This window comes from Halorientalis marina (assembly GCF_023028345.1).
Classification (GTDB): domain Archaea; phylum Halobacteriota; class Halobacteria; order Halobacteriales; family Haloarculaceae; genus Halorientalis; species Halorientalis marina.
Map to the genome: position 1 here is coordinate 204,560 of NZ_CP095490.1, position 19,188 is coordinate 223,747.

General features: G+C 54.1%; 15 protein-coding genes. 12 read left to right on the forward strand and 3 right to left on the reverse strand.

All coding sequences use genetic code 11. The annotated features are described in order from the left end of the window. Positions 1 to 31: 31 nt before the first annotated feature. The 5 genes from MUG96_RS22450 (at position 32) to MUG96_RS24355 (ending at position 8,687) form a co-directional block, all read left to right on the forward strand. The gene (locus MUG96_RS22450) at positions 32 to 4,504 is read left to right on the forward strand and encodes a PAS domain S-box protein (RefSeq protein ID WP_246989851.1); all 4,473 of its coding nucleotides are present in this window, start codon (positions 32 to 34) and stop codon (positions 4,502 to 4,504) included. 3 nt (positions 4,505 to 4,507) lie between these two features. Further along, positions 4,508 to 7,216: a response regulator gene (locus MUG96_RS22455; protein WP_246989853.1), complete on the forward strand. Its 2,709-nt coding sequence runs from the start codon at positions 4,508 to 4,510 to the stop codon at positions 7,214 to 7,216. Between the two features lie 158 nt (positions 7,217 to 7,374). After that, positions 7,375 to 7,698: a HalOD1 output domain-containing protein gene (locus MUG96_RS22460; RefSeq protein ID WP_246989855.1), complete on the forward strand. Its 324-nt coding sequence runs from the start codon at positions 7,375 to 7,377 to the stop codon at positions 7,696 to 7,698. A gap of 10 nt (positions 7,699 to 7,708) precedes the next feature. Beyond that, a complete protein-coding gene (locus MUG96_RS22465; RefSeq protein ID WP_123124630.1) occupies positions 7,709 to 8,302 on the forward strand; it encodes a response regulator in 594 nt (197 codons plus the stop codon). Between the two features lies 1 nt (position 8,303). Continuing rightward, positions 8,304 to 8,687 carry a DUF5658 family protein gene (locus MUG96_RS24355; protein ID WP_373222140.1) on the forward strand — a complete coding sequence of 128 codons (384 nt, stop codon included), beginning with the start codon at positions 8,304 to 8,306 and terminating at the stop codon, positions 8,685 to 8,687. Between the two features lie 268 nt (positions 8,688 to 8,955). On the opposite strand, the gene MUG96_RS22470 is transcribed toward MUG96_RS24355, so the two are convergent. Further along, positions 8,956 to 10,209: an RNA-guided endonuclease InsQ/TnpB family protein gene (locus MUG96_RS22470; protein WP_096396409.1), complete on the reverse strand. Its 1,254-nt coding sequence runs from the start codon at positions 10,207 to 10,209 to the stop codon at positions 8,956 to 8,958. Between the two features lie 359 nt (positions 10,210 to 10,568). Here MUG96_RS22470 and MUG96_RS22475 point away from each other — a divergent pair, with 359 nt between their 5' ends. Both MUG96_RS22475 and MUG96_RS22480 read left to right on the forward strand, forming a co-directional pair. Beyond that, positions 10,569 to 12,245, forward strand: coding sequence for a transposase (locus MUG96_RS22475; RefSeq protein WP_246989856.1), 1,677 nt, complete (start codon positions 10,569 to 10,571; stop codon positions 12,243 to 12,245). Between the two features lie 449 nt (positions 12,246 to 12,694). Next, the gene (locus MUG96_RS22480; protein ID WP_246989858.1) at positions 12,695 to 13,945 is read left to right on the forward strand and encodes a phage integrase SAM-like domain-containing protein; all 1,251 of its coding nucleotides are present in this window, start codon (positions 12,695 to 12,697) and stop codon (positions 13,943 to 13,945) included. Between the two features lie 49 nt (positions 13,946 to 13,994). Here MUG96_RS22480 and MUG96_RS22485 read toward each other — a convergent pair whose 3' ends face one another. After that, the gene (locus MUG96_RS22485; protein WP_246989543.1) at positions 13,995 to 16,433 is read right to left on the reverse strand and encodes an AAA family ATPase; all 2,439 of its coding nucleotides are present in this window, start codon (positions 16,431 to 16,433) and stop codon (positions 13,995 to 13,997) included. Beyond that, complete coding sequence (locus tag MUG96_RS22490) at positions 16,414 to 16,608, reverse strand: hypothetical protein (RefSeq protein WP_246989544.1); 195 nt, start codon at positions 16,606 to 16,608, stop codon at positions 16,414 to 16,416. The genes MUG96_RS22485 and MUG96_RS22490 overlap by 20 nt, the downstream gene beginning before the upstream one ends. Before the next feature lie 184 nt (positions 16,609 to 16,792). On the opposite strand from MUG96_RS22490, the gene MUG96_RS22495 reads away from it, so the two are divergent. The 5 genes from MUG96_RS22495 (at position 16,793) to MUG96_RS22515 (ending at position 19,187) form a co-directional block, all read left to right on the forward strand. Further along, positions 16,793 to 16,960: a DUF1931 domain-containing protein gene (locus MUG96_RS22495; protein WP_246989545.1), complete on the forward strand. Its 168-nt coding sequence runs from the start codon at positions 16,793 to 16,795 to the stop codon at positions 16,958 to 16,960. 75 nt (positions 16,961 to 17,035) lie between these two features. Further along, positions 17,036 to 18,088, forward strand: a complete 1,053-nt coding sequence (xseA, locus tag MUG96_RS22500) for an exodeoxyribonuclease VII large subunit (protein ID WP_246989546.1) — start codon at positions 17,036 to 17,038, stop codon at positions 18,086 to 18,088. Between the two features lie 2 nt (positions 18,089 to 18,090). Continuing rightward, positions 18,091 to 18,273, forward strand: coding sequence for an exodeoxyribonuclease VII small subunit (gene xseB, locus MUG96_RS22505; RefSeq protein WP_246989547.1), 183 nt, complete (start codon positions 18,091 to 18,093; stop codon positions 18,271 to 18,273). A gap of 209 nt (positions 18,274 to 18,482) precedes the next feature. Continuing rightward, the gene (locus tag MUG96_RS22510) at positions 18,483 to 18,761 is read left to right on the forward strand and encodes a hypothetical protein (RefSeq protein WP_008364407.1); all 279 of its coding nucleotides are present in this window, start codon (positions 18,483 to 18,485) and stop codon (positions 18,759 to 18,761) included. Positions 18,762 to 18,767: 6 nt separating this feature from the next. Next, entirely contained in the window at positions 18,768 to 19,187 is a 420-nt protein-coding gene (locus MUG96_RS22515) for a DUF7985 family protein (RefSeq protein WP_008364408.1), read from the forward strand. Position 19,188 lies beyond the last annotated feature (1 nt).

Genomic DNA, 19,188 nt, shown 5'->3' on the forward strand with positions numbered 1-19,188 from the left:
CATAATAGAGCGGAACAACAACATCGGATGTATGAGCGATGGAGACACGTACACGGAACATACCCCCGCGGGACTTCTCGAATTGTCTTCGGAACTGAACCAAGCTGGTTCTATCGAGGACGTCTCTGTCGTTGCTGTCCGAATGTTGGATCTCAATTTTGATGCGCCTCTTTCGGCGATCTGGGAATACGATGAGGAGGGAAACGAACTCCGCCCAATCGCCGAATCAACTGAGGCACAAGCGGTGATCGGCGATGCACCTATCCTTCCACTTGATTCTCTCGCCGGGCGTGTGTACAGACAGAATCGTCCGGAAGCGTTCGACGATGTCCACGAGGCCGACGGCACGTATAATTCAGACACCCCGATTCGGAGCGAAATTCTTGTGCCAATTTCAGGTTTCGGCGTCTTGAGTGTCGGAGCCACTGAAGTGGATGCGTTTACCGAGAAAGACTCAGAACTGGCAAAACTCGTTGCTTCGAATCTTGAAGCTGCAATCTCACGAATCCGACGACACGAGGAGCTACAGGCTGAACGTGATTGGACACACACGTTGTTTGAAGGCTCCAACGATGCCATTTTCATTAGTGATTCAGATGCGAATTTCGTCCAAGTAAATCAGGCTGCTTGCGAGTTAACTGGCTATGAGCGAGAGGAACTCCTCTCGATGCGTATTCCCGATCTTCACGAAGAGGTCGACTTACATGCCTATCGGGACTACCACGCCCAAATTTTAGCTGGCGAACCAGCAACCACTGACGCAAAATTGCTTCGGAGCGACGACAGTAAAATTGATGTGGAGTTCTCGAACCGTCGGATCGAGCGCGATGGGACGGCCTATATGCATACCGTTGCGAGAGATGTGACGGAACAGCGGGAACGCCGACGTCGTCTGGAGTCATTTCAATCAGCTATCGAAAACGCGAGTGATGGGATTGCTATTTTGGAGAACGAGGAGTACACGTACGTTGATCAAACGCATGCCGAAATGTACGGGTTCGAGGACCAAGATGAGTTACTGGGGCAGACTTGGCGTGATTTGTATACTGATGCCGTTGAAATCGAGCGCATAGAGGATGAGGCGCTTTCAGCGCTCCGATCTGATGGAGAGTGGAGAGGCACTGTAACTGCATCTCCAGAAGGCAAGAGAGAATTCCCGACCGAACTATCGCTGACACGCTTGGAAGACGATCGAATCGTCTGTGTTGTCCGTGACGTGTCTGAAAAATATCGGCGTCAAGCGGAACTTCGGGAGAATGAGCGGCGTTTCGAGTCGGTGTTCGAAGACCCCGAAATGCTGGTGGCGTTATTAGAAACTGATGGTGAGACGATTGAGGTCAATGAAACAGCGCTAAACTACGTTTCGAACGACAAATCCGATATCTTGGGGGAACCGTTCTGGGAAGGAGACTGGTGGTCGCATTCCTCGGACCTACAAGAAGATCTAAAAAACTGGATCGAACGAGCGGCTGCTGGCGAGTATGTTAGTTTCCAGGCTGAACATCCGGATCAGGACGGTGACAGTCGGTTCATGACGGGCACAATCCGTCCGGTTACAGGGGAATCTGGAGTCGAATCGCTCGTCATTTCTAGCCGTGATATTACTCCCCGTGAGCGACGACGTCGCGAGTTAGAGACGTTCCAGCAGGCTGTCGAGGATGCGAAAGACGGCTTCGCTATTCTTGAGGATGGAGAATACACCTACATCGACGACACACACGTGGATATGTATGGATTCGATGGTACTGACCAACTCCTCGGGGACTCTTGGCGGATGCTCTATGACGAAGATGAGGTAGAGCGTCTTGAGTCGGAAGCCTTCCCTGTTCTTGAGTCGGAGGGCCACTGGCGGGGTAAGGTAACCGGATCCCGACCGGACGGGACCACATTCCCGGCTGATCTCTCTCTGACCATCATCGATGAGGGCCCCCTCGTTTGTACTGTGCGCGATCAGACTGCACAACGAGAACGGAAGCGCGAACTCGAACTCAAGGAGCAAGCGATTGACTCCTCGAATGTTGGGGTCATGATCACCGACCCACAGCGAGAAGACAACCCGATCGAGTACGTAAATAAAGGATTCACCGACATTACTGGCTACCAGGAGGACGACGCCTTAGGTCGTAATCCACGTTTCCTCCAGGGACCCGAGACAGACCCAGACGAAATATCGAAGCTTCGAGAGGCGATTGCGGCCGGTGAACCGGTAACGGTAGAATTGAAAAACTACCGAAAAGACGGGAGTGAATACTGGAATCGATTGTCTGTCACGCCAGTCACTGATGCAGATGGGACGCTTTCGAAGTTTATTGGCATACAGCAGGACGTAACAGGTCGGAGGCAACGGACTCGGAGCCTGGCAGAACAAAACCGGAAACTCGAATTGGTTCTTTCTGGAACGGACACTGGTATTGCAGAGTGGAGTCTTGAGACGGATCAGATATCATTCGACGACACGCTTGTCGATTTACTTGGCCATGATCCGGACAACTATGAAGAGTTCGTACAGATCGTCGCGCCGGAAGATCGGGACCGTGTTCGTGATTCACTAGAACGAGTCGGCGATATCAACGACTTGTCTGCGGATTTCAGAGTTATTGATGCCAACGAACAAACGCGATGGATACACACAGATGCTGTTCTGATACCCGATGACGAAACTGGAGAGAGACTTGTCGCGATTGCCACGGACATAACGGATCAAAAACGACGGATTCGGCAGATTCAACAGGAGCGGAAGCGATTCGAGATCCTCTCGGAAAGTCTCGAAGAATACGCCTTTGTACTTCTCGATGACGATGGACAGATCGACAGCTGGAACGATGGAGCAGCCGACATCTTTGGATATGACGAAGAAACTGCAATTGGTATGCCAGCAGCAGAGTTACACCCTGAACAGGATCAAAAACGTGGGATTGCTGATCGGTTATTAAAACAGGCATCACTCGCAGGAGAAAGTACTCACGAAGGACAGCGAGTCCGTCAGGATGGATCGTCGTTCCCTGCAGAAGTCTCATACGTTCCCCTTCAAACTGAAGATGGAGTGTTCCTGGGATACGGGATGGTCATCAGAGATCTTACTAACCAGCGTCAACAGCGGCGTAGAACAGAGCGGTTCGTTGAGGAATCAGTCGACGTCGTGTCTATCTTAGATCGCGACGGGTGTTTCACCTATCTTAGTGGCTCTGCTGAACGGGTTCTTGGATATGATCCAACTCAGCTAAATCAAGAGAGTGTCTTTGATTATATCCATCCAGAGGATCGGGAACGTGTAATGGAAGCGTTTTTCGCCGCCGTGGAGGATTCCGATTCAAGCGTTCAGCTAGAGTTCCAAGCAATGGATGCGGATGACGAGTGGATTACCGTAGAGGCACGTGGACGGAATCTCTTTGACGATGAAGCAATTGGTGGGTTTCTGTTATATATACGTGACATCAGTAATATAAGAGAACAAAAGAAAAAATTCGAATCCGTATTCAATCAAACGTTCCAATTGACGGGTCTGATGACCCAGAGTGGTGAAATCCTTGAGCTAAACGACCCCTTCATGGAGTTCGGCGGCATACGTGTGGAGGAGAGCAGAGGCACACCGCTCTGGGAATGCCCTCTGTTCGCGCATTCGTCTGAAGTGCAAACTCAAATTAGACAGGCAGTTACTCAAGCATCTTCGGGTTCATTCGTTCGGTTCGACGTGGAAGCAGAAGGCGTTGATGGACTCGCCAGCTTCGACTTCTCGATCAAGCCGATCTCAAGCCAGCACGGGGAGCTTAGCTTCCTAGTATTTGAGGCACGAGATATTACAGCTCAGGAACAGCGTCAGCAACACGTCCAGGTCTTACACCGGATTATGCGGCACAATATCCGAAATGATCTGACGAAAGTGAGAGGGTATGTCGATCTGCTTGCGTCGGACACAGAGACAGACACTCGTGAACAGCGCGCTGCGACGATCCGAGACATTCTCGACAAGTGGGAAGGAATGGCAAACAAGACCCAAGAGCTCCAGAATATACTCACGAGCGAGAGCGCTCTCGCTTCCTACCAGAGTGCTCAGCAAATAGCTCAGGATATTCAAGCCAAAAAAGAAGACGAATATGCTAATGCGAATATCACTATCACAGCCGACCACGATATAGAATCACAAATACCGAGTGACCTTGAGAAGGCGATTTCTGAGCTCGTTGAGAACGCCATCACAGCGAACGATACTGAGCATCCATCCGTACAGATCAGTGTCTCGCAAGCCGATGAACGGTGGGTAGAGATTTGTGTCTCCGATACTGGGCCTGGACTCCCAGACATGGAGAAAAATCTCCTCGAAACTGGCGAAGAAACACCGCTAAGTCACGGTCAGGGGCTCGGATTGTGGATGGTGCGATCACTGGTGACTCGTGCCGGGGGATCGATTTCAGTCGACACCTCGGGCGATGGGAGTGAGATCAGACTGGAAGTCCCCACCCAACCGGCTCGAGAGGACTCAGAAAAACCGGGCATCGTGTCGTAAACTATGACCCAAGACGGAAATACAAAAATCCTGGTCGTCGAGGATGACCAGAGTTTGGCTGAGCTGTATGCAGAGTGGCTCGCAGACCGCTATGTTGTCGAAACCGCGTACTCTGGCGAAGAAGCCTTAGAAGCGTTTGATGCGACTGTCGATATCGTCCTTCTGGATCGGATGATGCCCGGGTTATCCGGCGGAGAGGTTCTTACGCGACTCAGACAATATGAGTCGAACTGCCAGGTGGTTATCGTCTCTGCGGTGACACCGGACTTCGATATCGTCAAAATGGGATTCGATGCGTATCTCGAAAAGCCCGTTGAAGCTGACGACCTCGAAGACGTTATCTCCCAGATGCTCACTCGTGCCGAGTACAACGAGGATCTGCAAGAGCTGTTCTCGCTGATAGAACGCCAATCGACCTTGGAAGCCGTCATGGACGCAGATACCCTCGAAACGAGCCCAAAATACCAGGCACTCACAGACCAAATCACAGAACTCGAGGATAAAGTCGAACGGTACCTCCAGAACCTGCCAGATAGGGATTTTCGAGTGGCTATCGAGCGTCTGCAACGAACAGCAGCAGAGCGCAGGGAACAACAGCAGTACCAGTCCCTCACTGAAGACGTATTAGACACATCACAGGAAGGGGTCATTGTAATTGACCGTGATGGACAAGTGGTGTGGGCAAACGAAACTACCGAAGAATTACTCGGAGTTGATAGAGACGATATCCAAGGGTCTGACTACAGTCGAATTGCTTCTGAATCGTACCAGGAATATCCCTCAGGTGAGCAAACACTGTCTGACCTCGTAACTCATTCTCTAGAGAACATGAATTCCGAAGTCGAAGCCATCGTCCGTATCCCTGAGACGGCTTCGAAAGAGCAGCAGTGGTTGGAGTACTGGAGCGGGCCGATTCAAACTGGTCTTTATGCAGGCGGGCGGATTGAACACTACCACAATATTACAGAGAGGTACGCGTATGAACAACAGCTTGAGGATCTGCATGCGGTTTCCCGCGATCTAATGACAGCGGACTCGGAACGTAGCATCGGCGAGACCGTGACAACTGCCGCAGTCGGGGAACTCGGATTCGAGTTTGCCGCGATATATACACGAGAAGAGCACACAGGACGCTTGGTCCCACTAGCACACGCATCCACGGAAGATGTTATTGAAATTGACCTTCCCACTATCTCTGAAGGAGACACACCAGTCTGGACAGCCTACGTGACTCGAACAGAACAGTTGAGTCCCGAAGACGAAGACGTTACAGATACCCAGTCAAGCCAGTGGTTGACAGAGGAGTTCTCGTCGTGGCGTCTCTACTCACTAGAATCAGAGGGGGTTCTGTTGGTGGGTATGACCACGACGCCAGAGATCCCCTCGAGAAAGAACAAATTGGCAAAAACGTTAGCAGCGAACGCAGCAAGCGCATTCGAACGAACAGCACAAGAGGCGGCCCTTCGGGAACGCGACCAGCGGTTAAACGAGCAAAACGAACGGCTGACACGACTGGATCGCATCAACACACTGATACGGTCGATAAGTGCCACGGTTATCAGTGCAAATACACGAGAAGAACTGGAGCAGGAGGTCTGTAATGCTTTAGCTCATCTGAATCTGATTAGCGGGGCGTGGATAGGTAAAAAAGATATTAATACGAATACGATCGAGGTCAGAGCCAAAACGGAGTCGCTCACATATCAAAACGTGGGAGCGGACGACGGTCCAGCAGATGACAATACCCAACGGAGTAACTCTACATTGCCACCTGCTGAACGGGCATACAGGATTGAAGATTCGGTCGTGGAGAGCGACTTAATGACCGCTCGCTCCGAAACGGAGTGGGAACAAGACGCACTGAAAAATGGCACCAACTCGATTGTGGCTGTACCACTACAGAGCGAGGCTTCGAGCCTTGGCGTATTAGAAGTCCACTCCAAACTGCCAAACGCCTTCGCTGAAGAAGAGGTGACAGCCCTCACAGAACTCGGTCAGATAATAGGTCACGGGATATCAGCACTCCGGCAAAAAGCGGCGCTCCTATCCGGTGGGGGCACACTCCTCGAGATCCAGTTTGAGGACGATACTGGCCTCACAACCCTTGTTTCGGATATGGAGACTGATCTCGAAGTGTTGAATGTAGTGACTGAGAGTCCACATCACCTCCTGTTCGCGCGAGTGACCGGTGAAAACGTTACTCCCGAGGCGTTCGAAGCTGCTGGTTTCGATCCAGAGACGGTCATTTTGAGCGACTCTCGAAATGGTATCTACTGTAAAGTCCCGGTGCGGAACAGCAGCTTTTGCGAGAAACTGACCGACCAAGGAGTTGCGATAAATCAAATCACAAACGCTTCCGAGTCCAACGAGATCGTGGTTTCAGTAACCGTGCCATTCACCGTCGACGTCGGGGAATATCTGAGTTCACTCCGGGAAGACTACAGCGATCTCACCCTGTTATCCAAACTGGATAGTGAGCGAGGAGAAACTAATACCTCTCTCTCAGCACGTCTTGATGGAGCTCTTACCGCCCGGCAAGAAGAAGTCTTACAGACGGCGCTCTACGCAGGATATTTTAATTGGCCGCGGGATGCAGATTCGACGTCGATTGCCAAGACTCTCGATATCGCACAGTCAACGTTCAACCAGCATCTTCGAGCTGCTGAGTCTAATCTGCTGACGACTCTCTATCAGGATTCAACCGAGCCGTGACCTGCCTCAGTACCACGTTCTACAGTACTCGGGCTGTCCTGATTGTCGACATTCGGAAAACTGGCTCCAAATAGTGGGCCTTTCCATATAGGCATTAAATTTGGCAACCCGATATTAGAGGGTAGAAGACGTTTCATTGTAGAATAGATGTATCCTGTATGGACGAAAGCTCTCCGCACCGAGAGTCCAGACCCAAAGGATGGAGTACGGATTCGCTCATTATACGGGAATTTGACAGGCCCGTTTGTGTCTCGGAGGCGGTCATTGAGACACTTATGGAAGCTGTCGAAGACTGGCCGGACCTCAATAGATCTCCTCCGGTGTTCGAATTCGTGGATGCAGACAAGTTAGATGGCCTGTTCAAAACGCGTGCAGTCGACGAGACCAGCCATATGCCCTCTGTGGAGTTTCTCTTTCAGCACGCCCTTGTGACGGTTCTGTATGGGTCAACAGTGCGTGTCATCGTCGAACGAGATGCGTGAGTGAGAACAGATGACCCATTCCAGTACCGTTCTGATCGTCGAAGACGAAGAGAATCTCGCTGACTTGTTTGGCATTTGGCTACAGGAGCAGTTCGAGGTTCATGTGGCCTATTCCGGGGAAGATGCACTGGAAATCTTCGCTGAGGAACCGATTGATATTGTCCTTTTAGATCGTCGAATGCCGGGCCTCTCTGGCACGGAGGTGCTACAATCAATTCGTGAAGGCGGCGATGCCCAGCAGGTGATCATGGTAACAGCTGTTCAGCCAACGGAAGACCTAGCGTCCATCGATGTGGATGACTATCTTCTCAAACCAATCGACCGGACAAAGCTTCTTCGAGCTGTGGAAGCTGCAGAGCTGATTCTAACATACGAAGATTCACTCACAGAGCTTCTCTCACTCACCGCGAGGAAAGCCACGTTAGAAGCGAACCTTGACAAAACAGAGCTGGAAAAGGACGATCGATACGGCGATCTCCTCCAGAGAATACGGGAGTTGGAGGAGGAAGCTGATACGACACTTCAGCGTCTCGAAACAGATTATCAGATCGATATGCTGGTCAGAGACCAGCGTATCGGATCCCAACCTGTAGAGCAGTTCTGATATGGTGCGAGGAGCCGTGGCATCCACTAATTGTGCTCCCAGCAGCAGTATCGAAGTACTCGCAGAAAATAAATATCCGCTGCTCATCGGATTGGTCTTCGTACGAGCTATAGATGCGAGTCTCACGTACTATGGGCTAAGCATCGGACTGCGAGAAGCCAATCCGATTGTCGTACTTATTGTTGAGACTCTCGGAATCATCCCCGGCCTATTCTTTCTCTCGTCGGTGTCACTAGTGTTATTATTCTTTCTTGGTGAATACCTGCTTCCCTGGGTCGCACAATCGAGACATAATATCGATCTGTGGAGCAATGTAGCATACCTTTCAGTTTTGGTCGTATGGAGCGCTGTGTCGCTTCATAATATGGTACTCATTTGGATATGAGATTGATCGAGTTTGTCGGTTTATTATTATATGTTTCAATTGTGTTAATTATATCATTTGCTATGCTGCTTTCTCTGCTTTAATTTCTGCAATGAAGGTCCAAACCCTCATTTTATAAACGGTTTAGGGGGATGCATTATCGCAGCGGCAATTCACGGATTAAAACTGGATAGAGTATTGACACCTATTAGCAGAGGCAATCTACGAGTTACACTATACATGACATCCTCCGCGCCGTGAACGGCGCGGTTTCCCAAGCGTTGGGATCTTATGGTTCGCGGGACGCCCACTCTTGTGGGGCGACTTGCCCCGTGGATTTGTCGAACAGGCGCACCGCTGGCTGTGCCATCCAGCCGTTATCCCTATCTCCCCCGTCACAGACGAGATTCGGGAGTACCTTCTGTCGGATGTTCTCGGCTCCGTTCACGTCGGCGTTGGCGACCACCCCGCACTCGTCGCAGACGTACAGCCCACGTTCGACGCGCTGGCTGTCGTCGGTCGTCCCACAGGATGCACACGATTTGGACGTGCCGCGCTCGTCCACGCGCTCGACGCTGATGCCGCGCTCGGCGGCTTTGTATTCCAGCATCTCGAGGAAGCGGTCGAACGCCCATCCGTGCAGGTCCAGATTGCCGTGGTCGCCCCAATCGGCGTCCTCGCGGATACCAGAGAGGTCGCCCACGGCAATCGTCCCGACGTTGCGGGCCGCACACTCAGCTACCACATCCTTCGAGACGGCGTGCAAGAAGTGGTCACGCCGCCCCCGGCGCTTCCGGTCTAGTCGTTGCGCTTTGTGGGAGTCGCTGTCGTCGCACGTCGCTCGCTCCTTCTGGAAGTAGTAGTCGTCCTCTTTGAGTGCGCCGCCGGGGTACAGCAGGGCCTCGTCTCCGACCGCGACGGCGGCAAAGTTGCAGATGCCGAGGTCGATACCTGCCACCCGGTCGCCGGGAGGGTCCGGATCGCCAGTGTCGACGCGACAGACGATGTGCAGCTCCCACTCCTTACCGGTCCAGACCGCTCGGACCTGCTGGACGTGCTGTACGTCCACATCCGGGCCGGTGGCGTACTCGCAGAGAACGAAGTCCGACCACGACTTTTTGAGATTCGCTCCTTTCGAGAGTCGAATCCTGTTGTGGTCGGGGTCGTGTTTGAAACCGTCCTCTTTGAATGTGACCGTCGAGCGGGGATGCTCGTCGCCCTGCTTGCGGTAGCCGGGTGGGTTCGCGTCCCCGTTGCCATTTTGACGGTGGGCGTACCACGAGTCGAACGCTTCAGCCAATTCTTCGAGAATTGCCTGACTGGATTGAGCGTTCAAATCCGCGTAGCGTTCGTGACTCTTGAGGTACGCTTTGAGCGTGCCGTGGTCTGGAATCGTGCCGGTTTCACTCCAGATACAGTCGCAGGTCCACCGGGCGACGTTCCAGAGTTTCGAGGCGGCGAACCCAAGCGAATTGAGGTCGTCGCGCACCTGCTGGTGGTTGCGAATGGACGCAACGTAGGTGCGCGTGACCAGATTCGCCATACATAGCATGTGGCGGAGTGGCTACATAATGGCGTGCCAACCGGAGTGAAAGTAGAATATCCGGCCCGACAGACCCGCGTGGACTGTGGCACCGGGCTTACGCGATTCACGCCCGGCGTGAACGCCGGGATTCTCTCGCTGTTAGAAGATAGATAGTAAGGCCAATACTTAGACGTTGACAATATTGATCAGGTATATCTATTGGGTTCAGAATTATATTCTTCCTCAATAATGATCGAACCGGATACCTCTCAAACTGGTATCCAGCGAAGCGTCAGAGGCACACCCACCCCACCCCCCCACCCCCGTTTAATTAAATATAACACGCGTTTTGAGTTCGTTCTACTTTCTATAGACTGATGCCCTACACCAGTGAGTCCTGTCGGACTACGTTTCGACGGATCGCCCAACGACAATATAGTGAGTGGCCGGCGTACAATTCGACACTACTGTACGATCGAACGTCGCTCGCTGGACTGGAATCTGATATCCGGACAGTCTCAGAGACGTGGTTCGATCACGATAGTCACGACTCTATCGAGGAGTTCGTCTGTGCACTCCCGCTAGCCTACTTTCGATTTAGCGCCCATGATCAGTATGCGGGGTCGACACGCTACCAGATGGCCACTCTCTTCCGGGTGTTCGTCCTGCAAGAATGCCACGGGTGGGAGCACGAAACCGCACTCGTTGGCTACCTCAGGAACCGCCCTGAACTCCGCGATAAACTGGGGTTCGAGACGATCCCGTACCAATCGACACTGTGGCGAAGCTGGCACGAGCGGTTCACCCCTGACCTCCGAGAGACTGTCGAGACAGCGGCTCGAACGATTCTCATCAAAGCCCAGAATGCGGGTGTCGAGACTCCGCGTGAACCGGCACGAAAGCTCCGATACCACGGGAACGAGTCTGGTGAGTCAGACCCGAATGATCAAACTACGTTGGAGCAGGCAGAGAAGATCACCGGACACGTCAGCCGCATCGTGTTCCCGGCGTTTTCGCTGGAACGTGGCGAGGGCTGTGAGATACACGAGAACGCCTACTGGGACTTACAGACGTATCTCGGACTTCGCGAGCGGCTGGCTGCGAACGAAGGGGCTCGCAGTTTTATCTACGAATCGACTCGGGATCGGACACCGCTGGGCCACGCCCATCGCGAGCACATCCGCGACCTCTCGATTGAACAGGTTCGAGCGATGTACCGGCAGGCCGTCACTCGGCTCCTGAACGAAGTTGCCGGGACAGAGCAGTTCTTTCGAGCGGGGATCGTCGCGATCGACATTACCGAAGCTGACCCGTTCACGGGCGATAGAACGGGCCACGAAGACGAAATTATCGGCACCAAGGAGACAACTGACGAGTACGCCTATCAGTGGGCGACAGTCCAGTTAGTCGGCAACGCCGTCCCGATCGTCCTTGATGCGCGGCCAGTTCAGAAGGGTGAGTCCCGCTTAGAAATCGTCAAGGACCTCTTGAATTCTGCCGAGGAGATGGTTCACGTCGACAACGTGCTGATGGACCGAGAGTTCGATAGCCAGCACGTCCTGGAGATGCTCAGCCAGCGTGGCTTGTCGTATGTCGTGCCCAAGCGGATGCAGACCAGCGAGAAAGCCCAGGCGAAGCGATTGCTCCAGCGGGACCAGGATCGGTACGAGACTGACCGCAAACTACATCTCGGGAAGAATGAGTGGCACGAGACGACGCTAATCTATCGTCGAAAAGAAGACTCAGAGCACGACGACCATCGACAATATTCGGTGTTCATGACGAATTGCGGGAGTGGTCACCTCACGGAGTACGGCTATCGCTGGGAGATCGAGAGTGGGTACAGGTCGATCAAGCGGTTCATGGCCGCGACAACGTCGAAGGATTTCGGGTTGCGATTCTTCTATTTCGCGTTCGCCTGCTTGCTGTACTCGATTTGGCGAGCAGTGGACCTACTCGTGCAGGTCGAGTTGACTGGTGAGTACGAACATTCGCCGATCGTAACAGCCGACAACACGCTGACGCTGCTGAAGAAGGAGACAGGGATCGGATAGTGAGGGTGCGCCACCCGCGTTAGCCCAGTGTCTGAGTGGCTACACTACCCGAAGTTTCGGAAACACTCCGAATTAGTTACCAACATAACAAGAACGCTCGTTGGGAGAGCGACCCAACCAGTTTCAGCTCGTCGATTCGACTGAAAGCACGCATCACAGTCCTGCTAAACCCGCTGTAGTCTCAACTTCCCGAGCACCGAATAGGTATAACGACATACAGTTTATCGTTCGCTGAGAACCCGGTAATCGATGCTTACGGCCCGAGGAAGCCGGAGTATCGGCGATGAGTCGGAGTTACCTTTTGATTATGATTACTCTGATAATCACGACCAAATTGAAGTACCCCGACGCTGTCGGTGAAGCACGAATGCTGCAACCGCCTCACGACGGCGCTTCCCCCAGGGTAGAGGACCCGAGACCGGGCCCGCAGCACGGTGGAGGGCCGGTGAATGCCTGACCGAGCGCTTTCGACGCCGCTCGACGACAGCTTCGAGCGCTACCTCCAAGACAAGGGGAAAGGCCGCGGCGGCGACGGTGGGAACTATCGACGTAACGCTGCACGCGAGCTCGAACGGTTCGCCGAGTGGGCCGCCGGCGACCGCGGCGCCGACGACTGGACCGGGATCGTCCCCGACGACGTCGACCGCGAGCCGACCTTTGACGATCTCGACGAACGCGTGTTCCGGGAGTACGCCCGACATCTTGGTGGAAATCGGGGACTCAAGCAGAACACAGTCCAAACCTATTACCGCTATATCTCTGCGTGGTGTGGCTGGTGCGTCAACGAGGGATATCTCGAGGCGCATTGCGCGCAGCGGGCAAGTGCGATGGCGCCGCTGCCGGAGGACGACGGCCGTAAGCCCGGCGACCAGCAGGCCTGGACGTCCGAACAGCGCCACGCCCTCACCCGCCACGTCGACGAACGGGCCCGCGACGCCGTCGAGGCGTACACGACACTCCCAGAGGATACTGACCCCCTCGACAACCAGCGAGGACGCTACGCGGCGCTGAAGGCGGCTCGTGACCGGGCGCTGGTGTTCGTCTTGGCGTACACAGCTGTCCGCGTCGGCGAACTCCTCCGCGATCCGAACGACCCGCGCCGGCGCGGCGTCCGCTGGGAGGACCTCTCCCTCGACGACGGCAGTATGGACGTCTACCGGAAGAAACAGCAATGGGGCGCAGCGAGTCTCCCCGATCCAGTGATTTCCCCGCTGCGAAGCTATCGCCAGCTGATGGACCCACCAACGGAGCGGTGGCCGGTGTTTCCGACGTTCGACCAACGGACGCTCGCAGGGCTCGTCCAGGATGAGTTCGCCGACCGAGGAGAGCGCCCAGAGGCAATTGCTGAGCGGCGTGCTGAGTACGCTCGCGACCTCCTGCTGGCGCTTGATGAAGATATCCGGCCGCCGTCAATCACGACGGACGGCGCACGGTCGATTCTCCAACGGCTCTCGGAGGCCGCCGAAATCGACATCGCCCATCCGAAACACGATTATCTTGCTCCGCACGGTGGTCGCCGAGGGATGGGTGAGGTACTTGTCCGTGCGTTTGGGTACACTGTAGCGGCGCGGTATCTCGATAACTCCGAAGAGATGGTTCGTGAACGGTACTCGCATATTGAGGCCGGGGAACTGGGCGATGTCGCCACGAAAGCTCTAGAAGAAATCGATCACATCGGAAGTAGACCGCGTGTGGAGTGACGATATCTCTTCGAGTACTCGGCGACTGTGATATCACGAACTTCACCAGCTAAGGCTCTACTCGAATCGTACAGTCACAGTAGACGTAATCCCGATTTTTCACCCACGATCCACAGTCGTCACAGTACAGCAAGTCATAGGCACGCCTGAATACGTCACGCTCGCTCTTCAGCTCCTCTCCTGTATAAAACGCTGCCTCGGCGTCGTTGTGGTGTACGTTGCGATGAAGCAAATTCAAGTGTCGCTCCAAGTCCTGTTTGAGCTCCTCGAGCTCCTCGAGATCATCGTCAATCTGTCCCTGGTCGTACAACGATTGCGGATAATCCGTCTGGGTGACGACAGTACCATTTTCCAGAAGTGACTGATACTGAGTGATCGCGGCTGTGAAGAGCCTCCCAATCTGAAGGGATTCGTCTTCCAATTCGTGATACGGAACATCGGCTTTCAAAGCTGCACAGGCCCGTCGCGAGTACCACTCCACTGTCTTCCGGATCCACGCCGCTGCCGACGTGACATCATCTCGCTCGATGAAATATTCGATCCGCTCCCACGGCTCAGATATACTCTCTACAGGGAGAGGTCCTCCTTCGAGCGAACATTTAGAGAAGCGAACCTGTTTATCAAACTCACTCGTGAGATGGAGGTGACGATCCCACGTCTTGTCGTGCGTAGTCAATAGGATCTGGTAACGGTTGGAGATGTCCCCAGCGAGAAGGTTCGCAATGTTCGACCGATGACCAGAGTCAATCGACATCATCACGTCATCGAGTAACAGAATGTCGATCGCTTCGCCACCAACATCTGACATTGCCAAGAACAGGGCCAATCCCATACTGTCCCGATGTCCTTCGCTATGGACTGCACTAGGATGGTGATGACCTTGGTCGTAGAATTCGGGTTCGAACTTGACGCCGGTGTCTGTTGGTTCGAGAATTGCTGAGAAGTCTTTCGCTTCAGCGTCTTGGTGCATCTCCTCGTAGTACTGTTCAAATTTCTCCCGAATATCACCGAATGCGTCCGTTAGAACCCGACTACGGGCATCCAGGAAATGCTGTTTAATGCTCCCGAGAACCTCCTGAATTTCTTCTGCTTCTTCCAGTTCCCTCTCTCTAATCACGAGATCGTCATATCGGTCGTCGGCCCTCGCTAGTAGGTCAACATTCTTGGTTGTCGACTTCAATTCGGGTTTCTCATCTGCTATATTCTTTAACCGCTGGATCTCGTTTTCGAGAGCACCAGTGAATATCGCATCCTGAATGTCAATCCCCTCAGCCAGATTAGTTAGTGGTCCTTTGTTGAGCTGCGATTTCCATGACTGTGCTCTCTCAATTTCCTCAGATATTTTGACTTCGGCTTCGGGATATTCCTCTTGCAGTTCATCCTTGAGACTCCCTAAGCTATCGGTGTATCCGACGACCAGTTCGTTTACCTCATCGTAGAGCGACTCCAACTTCTCTTTTCGATCTTTCAGGCCGGTAGCCTGTTCCCTCCGCTCTTCCAGACGCTCAAGTAAACGCTCGTCCTCCCAATCAGCCAAACAGAGAGGGCACTGGTCGTTATAATGGTCGAACACTGAAAGGCCGTTATCTACTAATTCTAGCGTTTCTAACTCTCGTTCGAGATGCTCTGCTGCTTGTAACTCCGAGGTCAACTCCTGCAACTGGTCGTATCTGCCTTGAAGTTGGTTTTGACGCCCCTCGAACTGGTCTGATACCTGTCCGAGAAGTGATACAGTAGCCTCACTCTGAAGTGGATCGACGGAGATTTCCACGTCTAAATCAATTCCCTCGGTGAAGTCTTCATCGAGGGATTCGAGCTTCTTGGCACCGTGTTCTTCCCTCAACTCGTTCACTCGCTCCAGCGCTCCCGAACGAGTAGAAACACCTTGCTCAAATAAATCGAAGAACCGCTGATCTGCTTGGCTCTTCTCCTTTTTTAGGGTCTCAATTTCCTCGTTTCGATGCTTCCGCTCAGCGTGCTTCACCGATTTTCGCTTCTCGTCGACATCCTCAAGCCCGAACAGTTCGTCAATTCGGTCACCTCGCTTCCCCTCCGGGGCAGTCACAAAACGTAACAACCGATCACGGTCGAGAATAGAATGCCCAAGTTCTGCAGCGGCCATTTGATCATCCAACCAGTCTGGGATTTCGTTCAGGCTGGTTGGTTCGATCACCTCAGGATCGTTGGGCTCGGACACCAACCGCTTTACTGCCACGTCCTGTTCCCCTTCGTGAGCGAACGTCGCCTCAACCCAGGCCTCATCGGGTTCTGCTTCCATATGTGAGGCGTACTCAGGGAATGGGATATCCTGTGTTCCGCTCCCACGAAGTCTTGAGATATCTCCAGTAAGAACGAACTCGACAGATTGTATCACTGAGCTTTTTCCAGAGCCGTTCGGGCCCAAGATACGAACGTTCTCATCCCCAAATTCTTCTTCCCAGTGGGTTATCCCTCGAATATTTTCTATCTCAATCTTCCGTATGTGCACTATTCATCACCTCCTTTGCGCTTTCAATAACTTCGGTAGCCTCGCTCAGTTCTTCTCTCCGTTCCAGTCGCTTCAGCTCTTCAACGAGTTCTTCCGGGATGGAATCGTCGTTAGACACCTTCTCGAAGAATGATTCTAAAATCTCATTTTCCAGATTCCTGCCGCCCTCAACCATGCTCTCGGCGATGACCAGATGACACATAAAACCCACTACCGATGGGTATCCCCGTCTGTCGCTCCTTGAGGATTTCAACAGATCCATTCTATCGATTTACCGAAGGGTATGGCAGTACAATTGCCGAAATTTCGGGTTCGAACTTCGAACATTTATATAGTGGACAGAAGAAGTCGGCGATGGAATGTCTGACCTAATCGTCAAAGCAGCCGTGAAGGATGCACTCTCGGACCACAACGTCTCGGCAGATTTCTACGACGCCCTCAACAAAGAGGTCGCCGAACTGCTCGACGACGCCGCAGAGCGTGCTGAGGCCAACGACCGGAAGACGGTCCAGCCCCGCGACCTGTAGGCCTGCGTAACGCAGCTAACCCCGCCCCTCGAACGTAGCTTTTTGAGGTTCCTGTTCAGAAGTTAGGAAACGGAGATGGCGGACGCACCGGATACCGAACGGCAGGCGGTCGAACCCGATGCGAGAGAGGTCCTTAGCGTGTCCCAGCTGAACGACCGGATCGCGTCGGTCGTCCAGGACACGCCTGCCCTCAATGGCGTCCGCTGTATTGGCGAAGTCACTGACCTCCACAAGAACAGTACGGCACTCTACTTTACGCTCACCGACGGCGACGCCGAGCTCCCCTGTATGATTTGGGCGAACCGTTACCGGGAGATGGACGCCGACCTCGAGGACGGGACCGAAGTCATCCTCGAGGGCGATATCGACTACTGGGTCGAAGGTGGGAAAATCGACCTCAAACCGTGGGAGGTGATCGTCGTCGGCGACGGCGACCAAGCGGCTGCCGTCGAGCGACTGCGAAGCGAACTCGAAGAGCGTGGCTGGTTCGACGACGAGCAGAAACAGCAACCGCCGGCGTTCCCGGAGCGGGTCGGCGTCGTCACGTCCCTTCGAGGAGACGCCCGGTACGACATCCAGAACGCGATTCACGGACAGGACCCCACCGTTGACATCCTGGTGAAAGACGCAACCGTCCAGGGGTCGAACGCGCCGACGTCCATCGCGAACGGCATCCACCATCTCGACCGCTCGGAGGACGTCGACGCCATCATCGTCGGACGAGGCGGTGGGAGCGATTCGAACCTCCAAGCCTTCAACACCGAACGAGTCGCGGAGGCAATCTTCACCGCGAATACCCCAGTGGTCACCGCAATTGGACACACCGATGACCGGCTCATCGCGGATCAGGTGGCGGACGTCGCGACGATCACGCCGACCGCCGCCGGCGAGTACATCGTGAACTCCCGCCAAGAGTTCCTTGCGAGTGAGATCGAGCCCCTGGAGCAACAGCTCAACACTGCGTACGAGACCTTCCAGCAGGAGCACGAACACGAACAGGAGCTCGCCGAAGCAGTCGATGAAGCGACCGCACCCGAGGGCCTCCCACCGATTTACTACAAGGTCGCCATCGTAGTGCTGCTGTTGCTGTTGTTGGTCATCACCGGACTTTGGCTGGGGGTGATCTAACCGTGGCAAAAGACGCCGAAATCCACGATCGACTGAGTCGCGTCGAGGAGATCATTGAACAGCTCGACGCGGACGAATGCGATCTCGATGAAGGTACTGCACTCCACGAGGAAGGACAGGAACTCTTGGCCGAAGTGCGAGAGATCCTCGACGAGGGGAGCGGCGAAGTTGTGGAGCTCGAGTAAGCGAGCTGATTCTCAGCTTTAACCAACAGACTCCCCACCGCACTCGGCATGTGTTGGTTAAGTCTTTTTCTACGAGGCCAACAAGTAATTTGGTTATAATTTACTCAACAAATTTGCAGTTATTGCTGGCCAGAAAGCATTTAGGTATCATCCAGCTACCGCGCCAATATGTACCGGGACTCAGCCGGTGCATACCCACACCCGCATGTATGATTACGAGGTCAGTCACCATCGAGGACATCGATGACCTGTACCTGATGTGGAACGACCACATCAACGCCTCCGCCCTCTATCGCCGCGCCCTCCGCGAGGAAATGGAAGTCCGCGGTGTTGACCCCGATGAACTCCGCGACCTCCTCGAACGGGCCCGCGAGCAGGGCTACACGCTCGAAGAGATCGCAGAGGACACCAACCGCTTCGACGACCTCCAGTCGCTCGTCGAAGAGCAGCAGAACCAGCCCACGGCTGGAGACGCCACCGATGATTAGCCCGCTATGTCACAGGATCAGACTCCCTCCGACCCTGAGCGTAGCGTCGAAAACCAGTCACCGCTGACCGGGAAGATCCCTCGACAGGCAGCGCTCACCGTCGTCCTCCTGAGCCTGTTCGCTGTCCAGCCGGTCGCCGCCCAGAGTAACGCGGTCTGTAGCGCAGACAACCTCCCGAGTATGATTGAGGGGTTCTTCCAGCTGACAACGGCGCTGGGGATCGTCGGCCTCGCCATCGTCTGGCAGGCTGACTCCCTCATCGAGATGTTCACCCTCAATCCCGAGCAGAAGAAGGGCCTCAAGCGTCACAAGCGCTCGGCGATGAAGTCCGCGGTCGTCCTCGTCGTGCTCGGCCCGCTCTATACGGTTGCCGGGTCGATGATGGGCCTCCCGCTGGCGCAGTGCGTCGACCTCGTCCCCTGGTAAC

Coding starts and splice junctions, on each gene's coding strand:
- MUG96_RS22450 (WP_246989851.1), top strand. CDS start 32: ATGAGCGATGGAGACACGTACACGGAACATACCCCCGCGGGACTTCTC.
- MUG96_RS22455 (WP_246989853.1), top strand. CDS start 4,508: ATGACCCAAGACGGAAATACAAAAATCCTGGTCGTCGAGGATGACCAG.
- MUG96_RS22460 (WP_246989855.1), top strand. CDS start 7,375: ATGGACGAAAGCTCTCCGCACCGAGAGTCCAGACCCAAAGGATGGAGT.
- MUG96_RS22465 (WP_123124630.1), top strand. CDS start 7,709: ATGACCCATTCCAGTACCGTTCTGATCGTCGAAGACGAAGAGAATCTC.
- MUG96_RS24355 (WP_373222140.1), top strand. CDS start 8,304: ATGGTGCGAGGAGCCGTGGCATCCACTAATTGTGCTCCCAGCAGCAGT.
- MUG96_RS22470 (WP_096396409.1), bottom strand. CDS start 10,209: ATGGCGAATCTGGTCACGCGCACCTACGTTGCGTCCATTCGCAACCAC.
- MUG96_RS22475 (WP_246989856.1), top strand. CDS start 10,569: ATGCCCTACACCAGTGAGTCCTGTCGGACTACGTTTCGACGGATCGCC.
- MUG96_RS22480 (WP_246989858.1), top strand. CDS start 12,695: ATGCCTGACCGAGCGCTTTCGACGCCGCTCGACGACAGCTTCGAGCGC.
- MUG96_RS22490 (WP_246989544.1), bottom strand. CDS start 16,608: ATGGTTGAGGGCGGCAGGAATCTGGAAAATGAGATTTTAGAATCATTC.
- MUG96_RS22495 (WP_246989545.1), top strand. CDS start 16,793: ATGTCTGACCTAATCGTCAAAGCAGCCGTGAAGGATGCACTCTCGGAC.
- xseA (WP_246989546.1), top strand. CDS start 17,036: ATGGCGGACGCACCGGATACCGAACGGCAGGCGGTCGAACCCGATGCG.
- MUG96_RS22510 (WP_008364407.1), top strand. CDS start 18,483: ATGATTACGAGGTCAGTCACCATCGAGGACATCGATGACCTGTACCTG.
- MUG96_RS22515 (WP_008364408.1), top strand. CDS start 18,768: ATGTCACAGGATCAGACTCCCTCCGACCCTGAGCGTAGCGTCGAAAAC.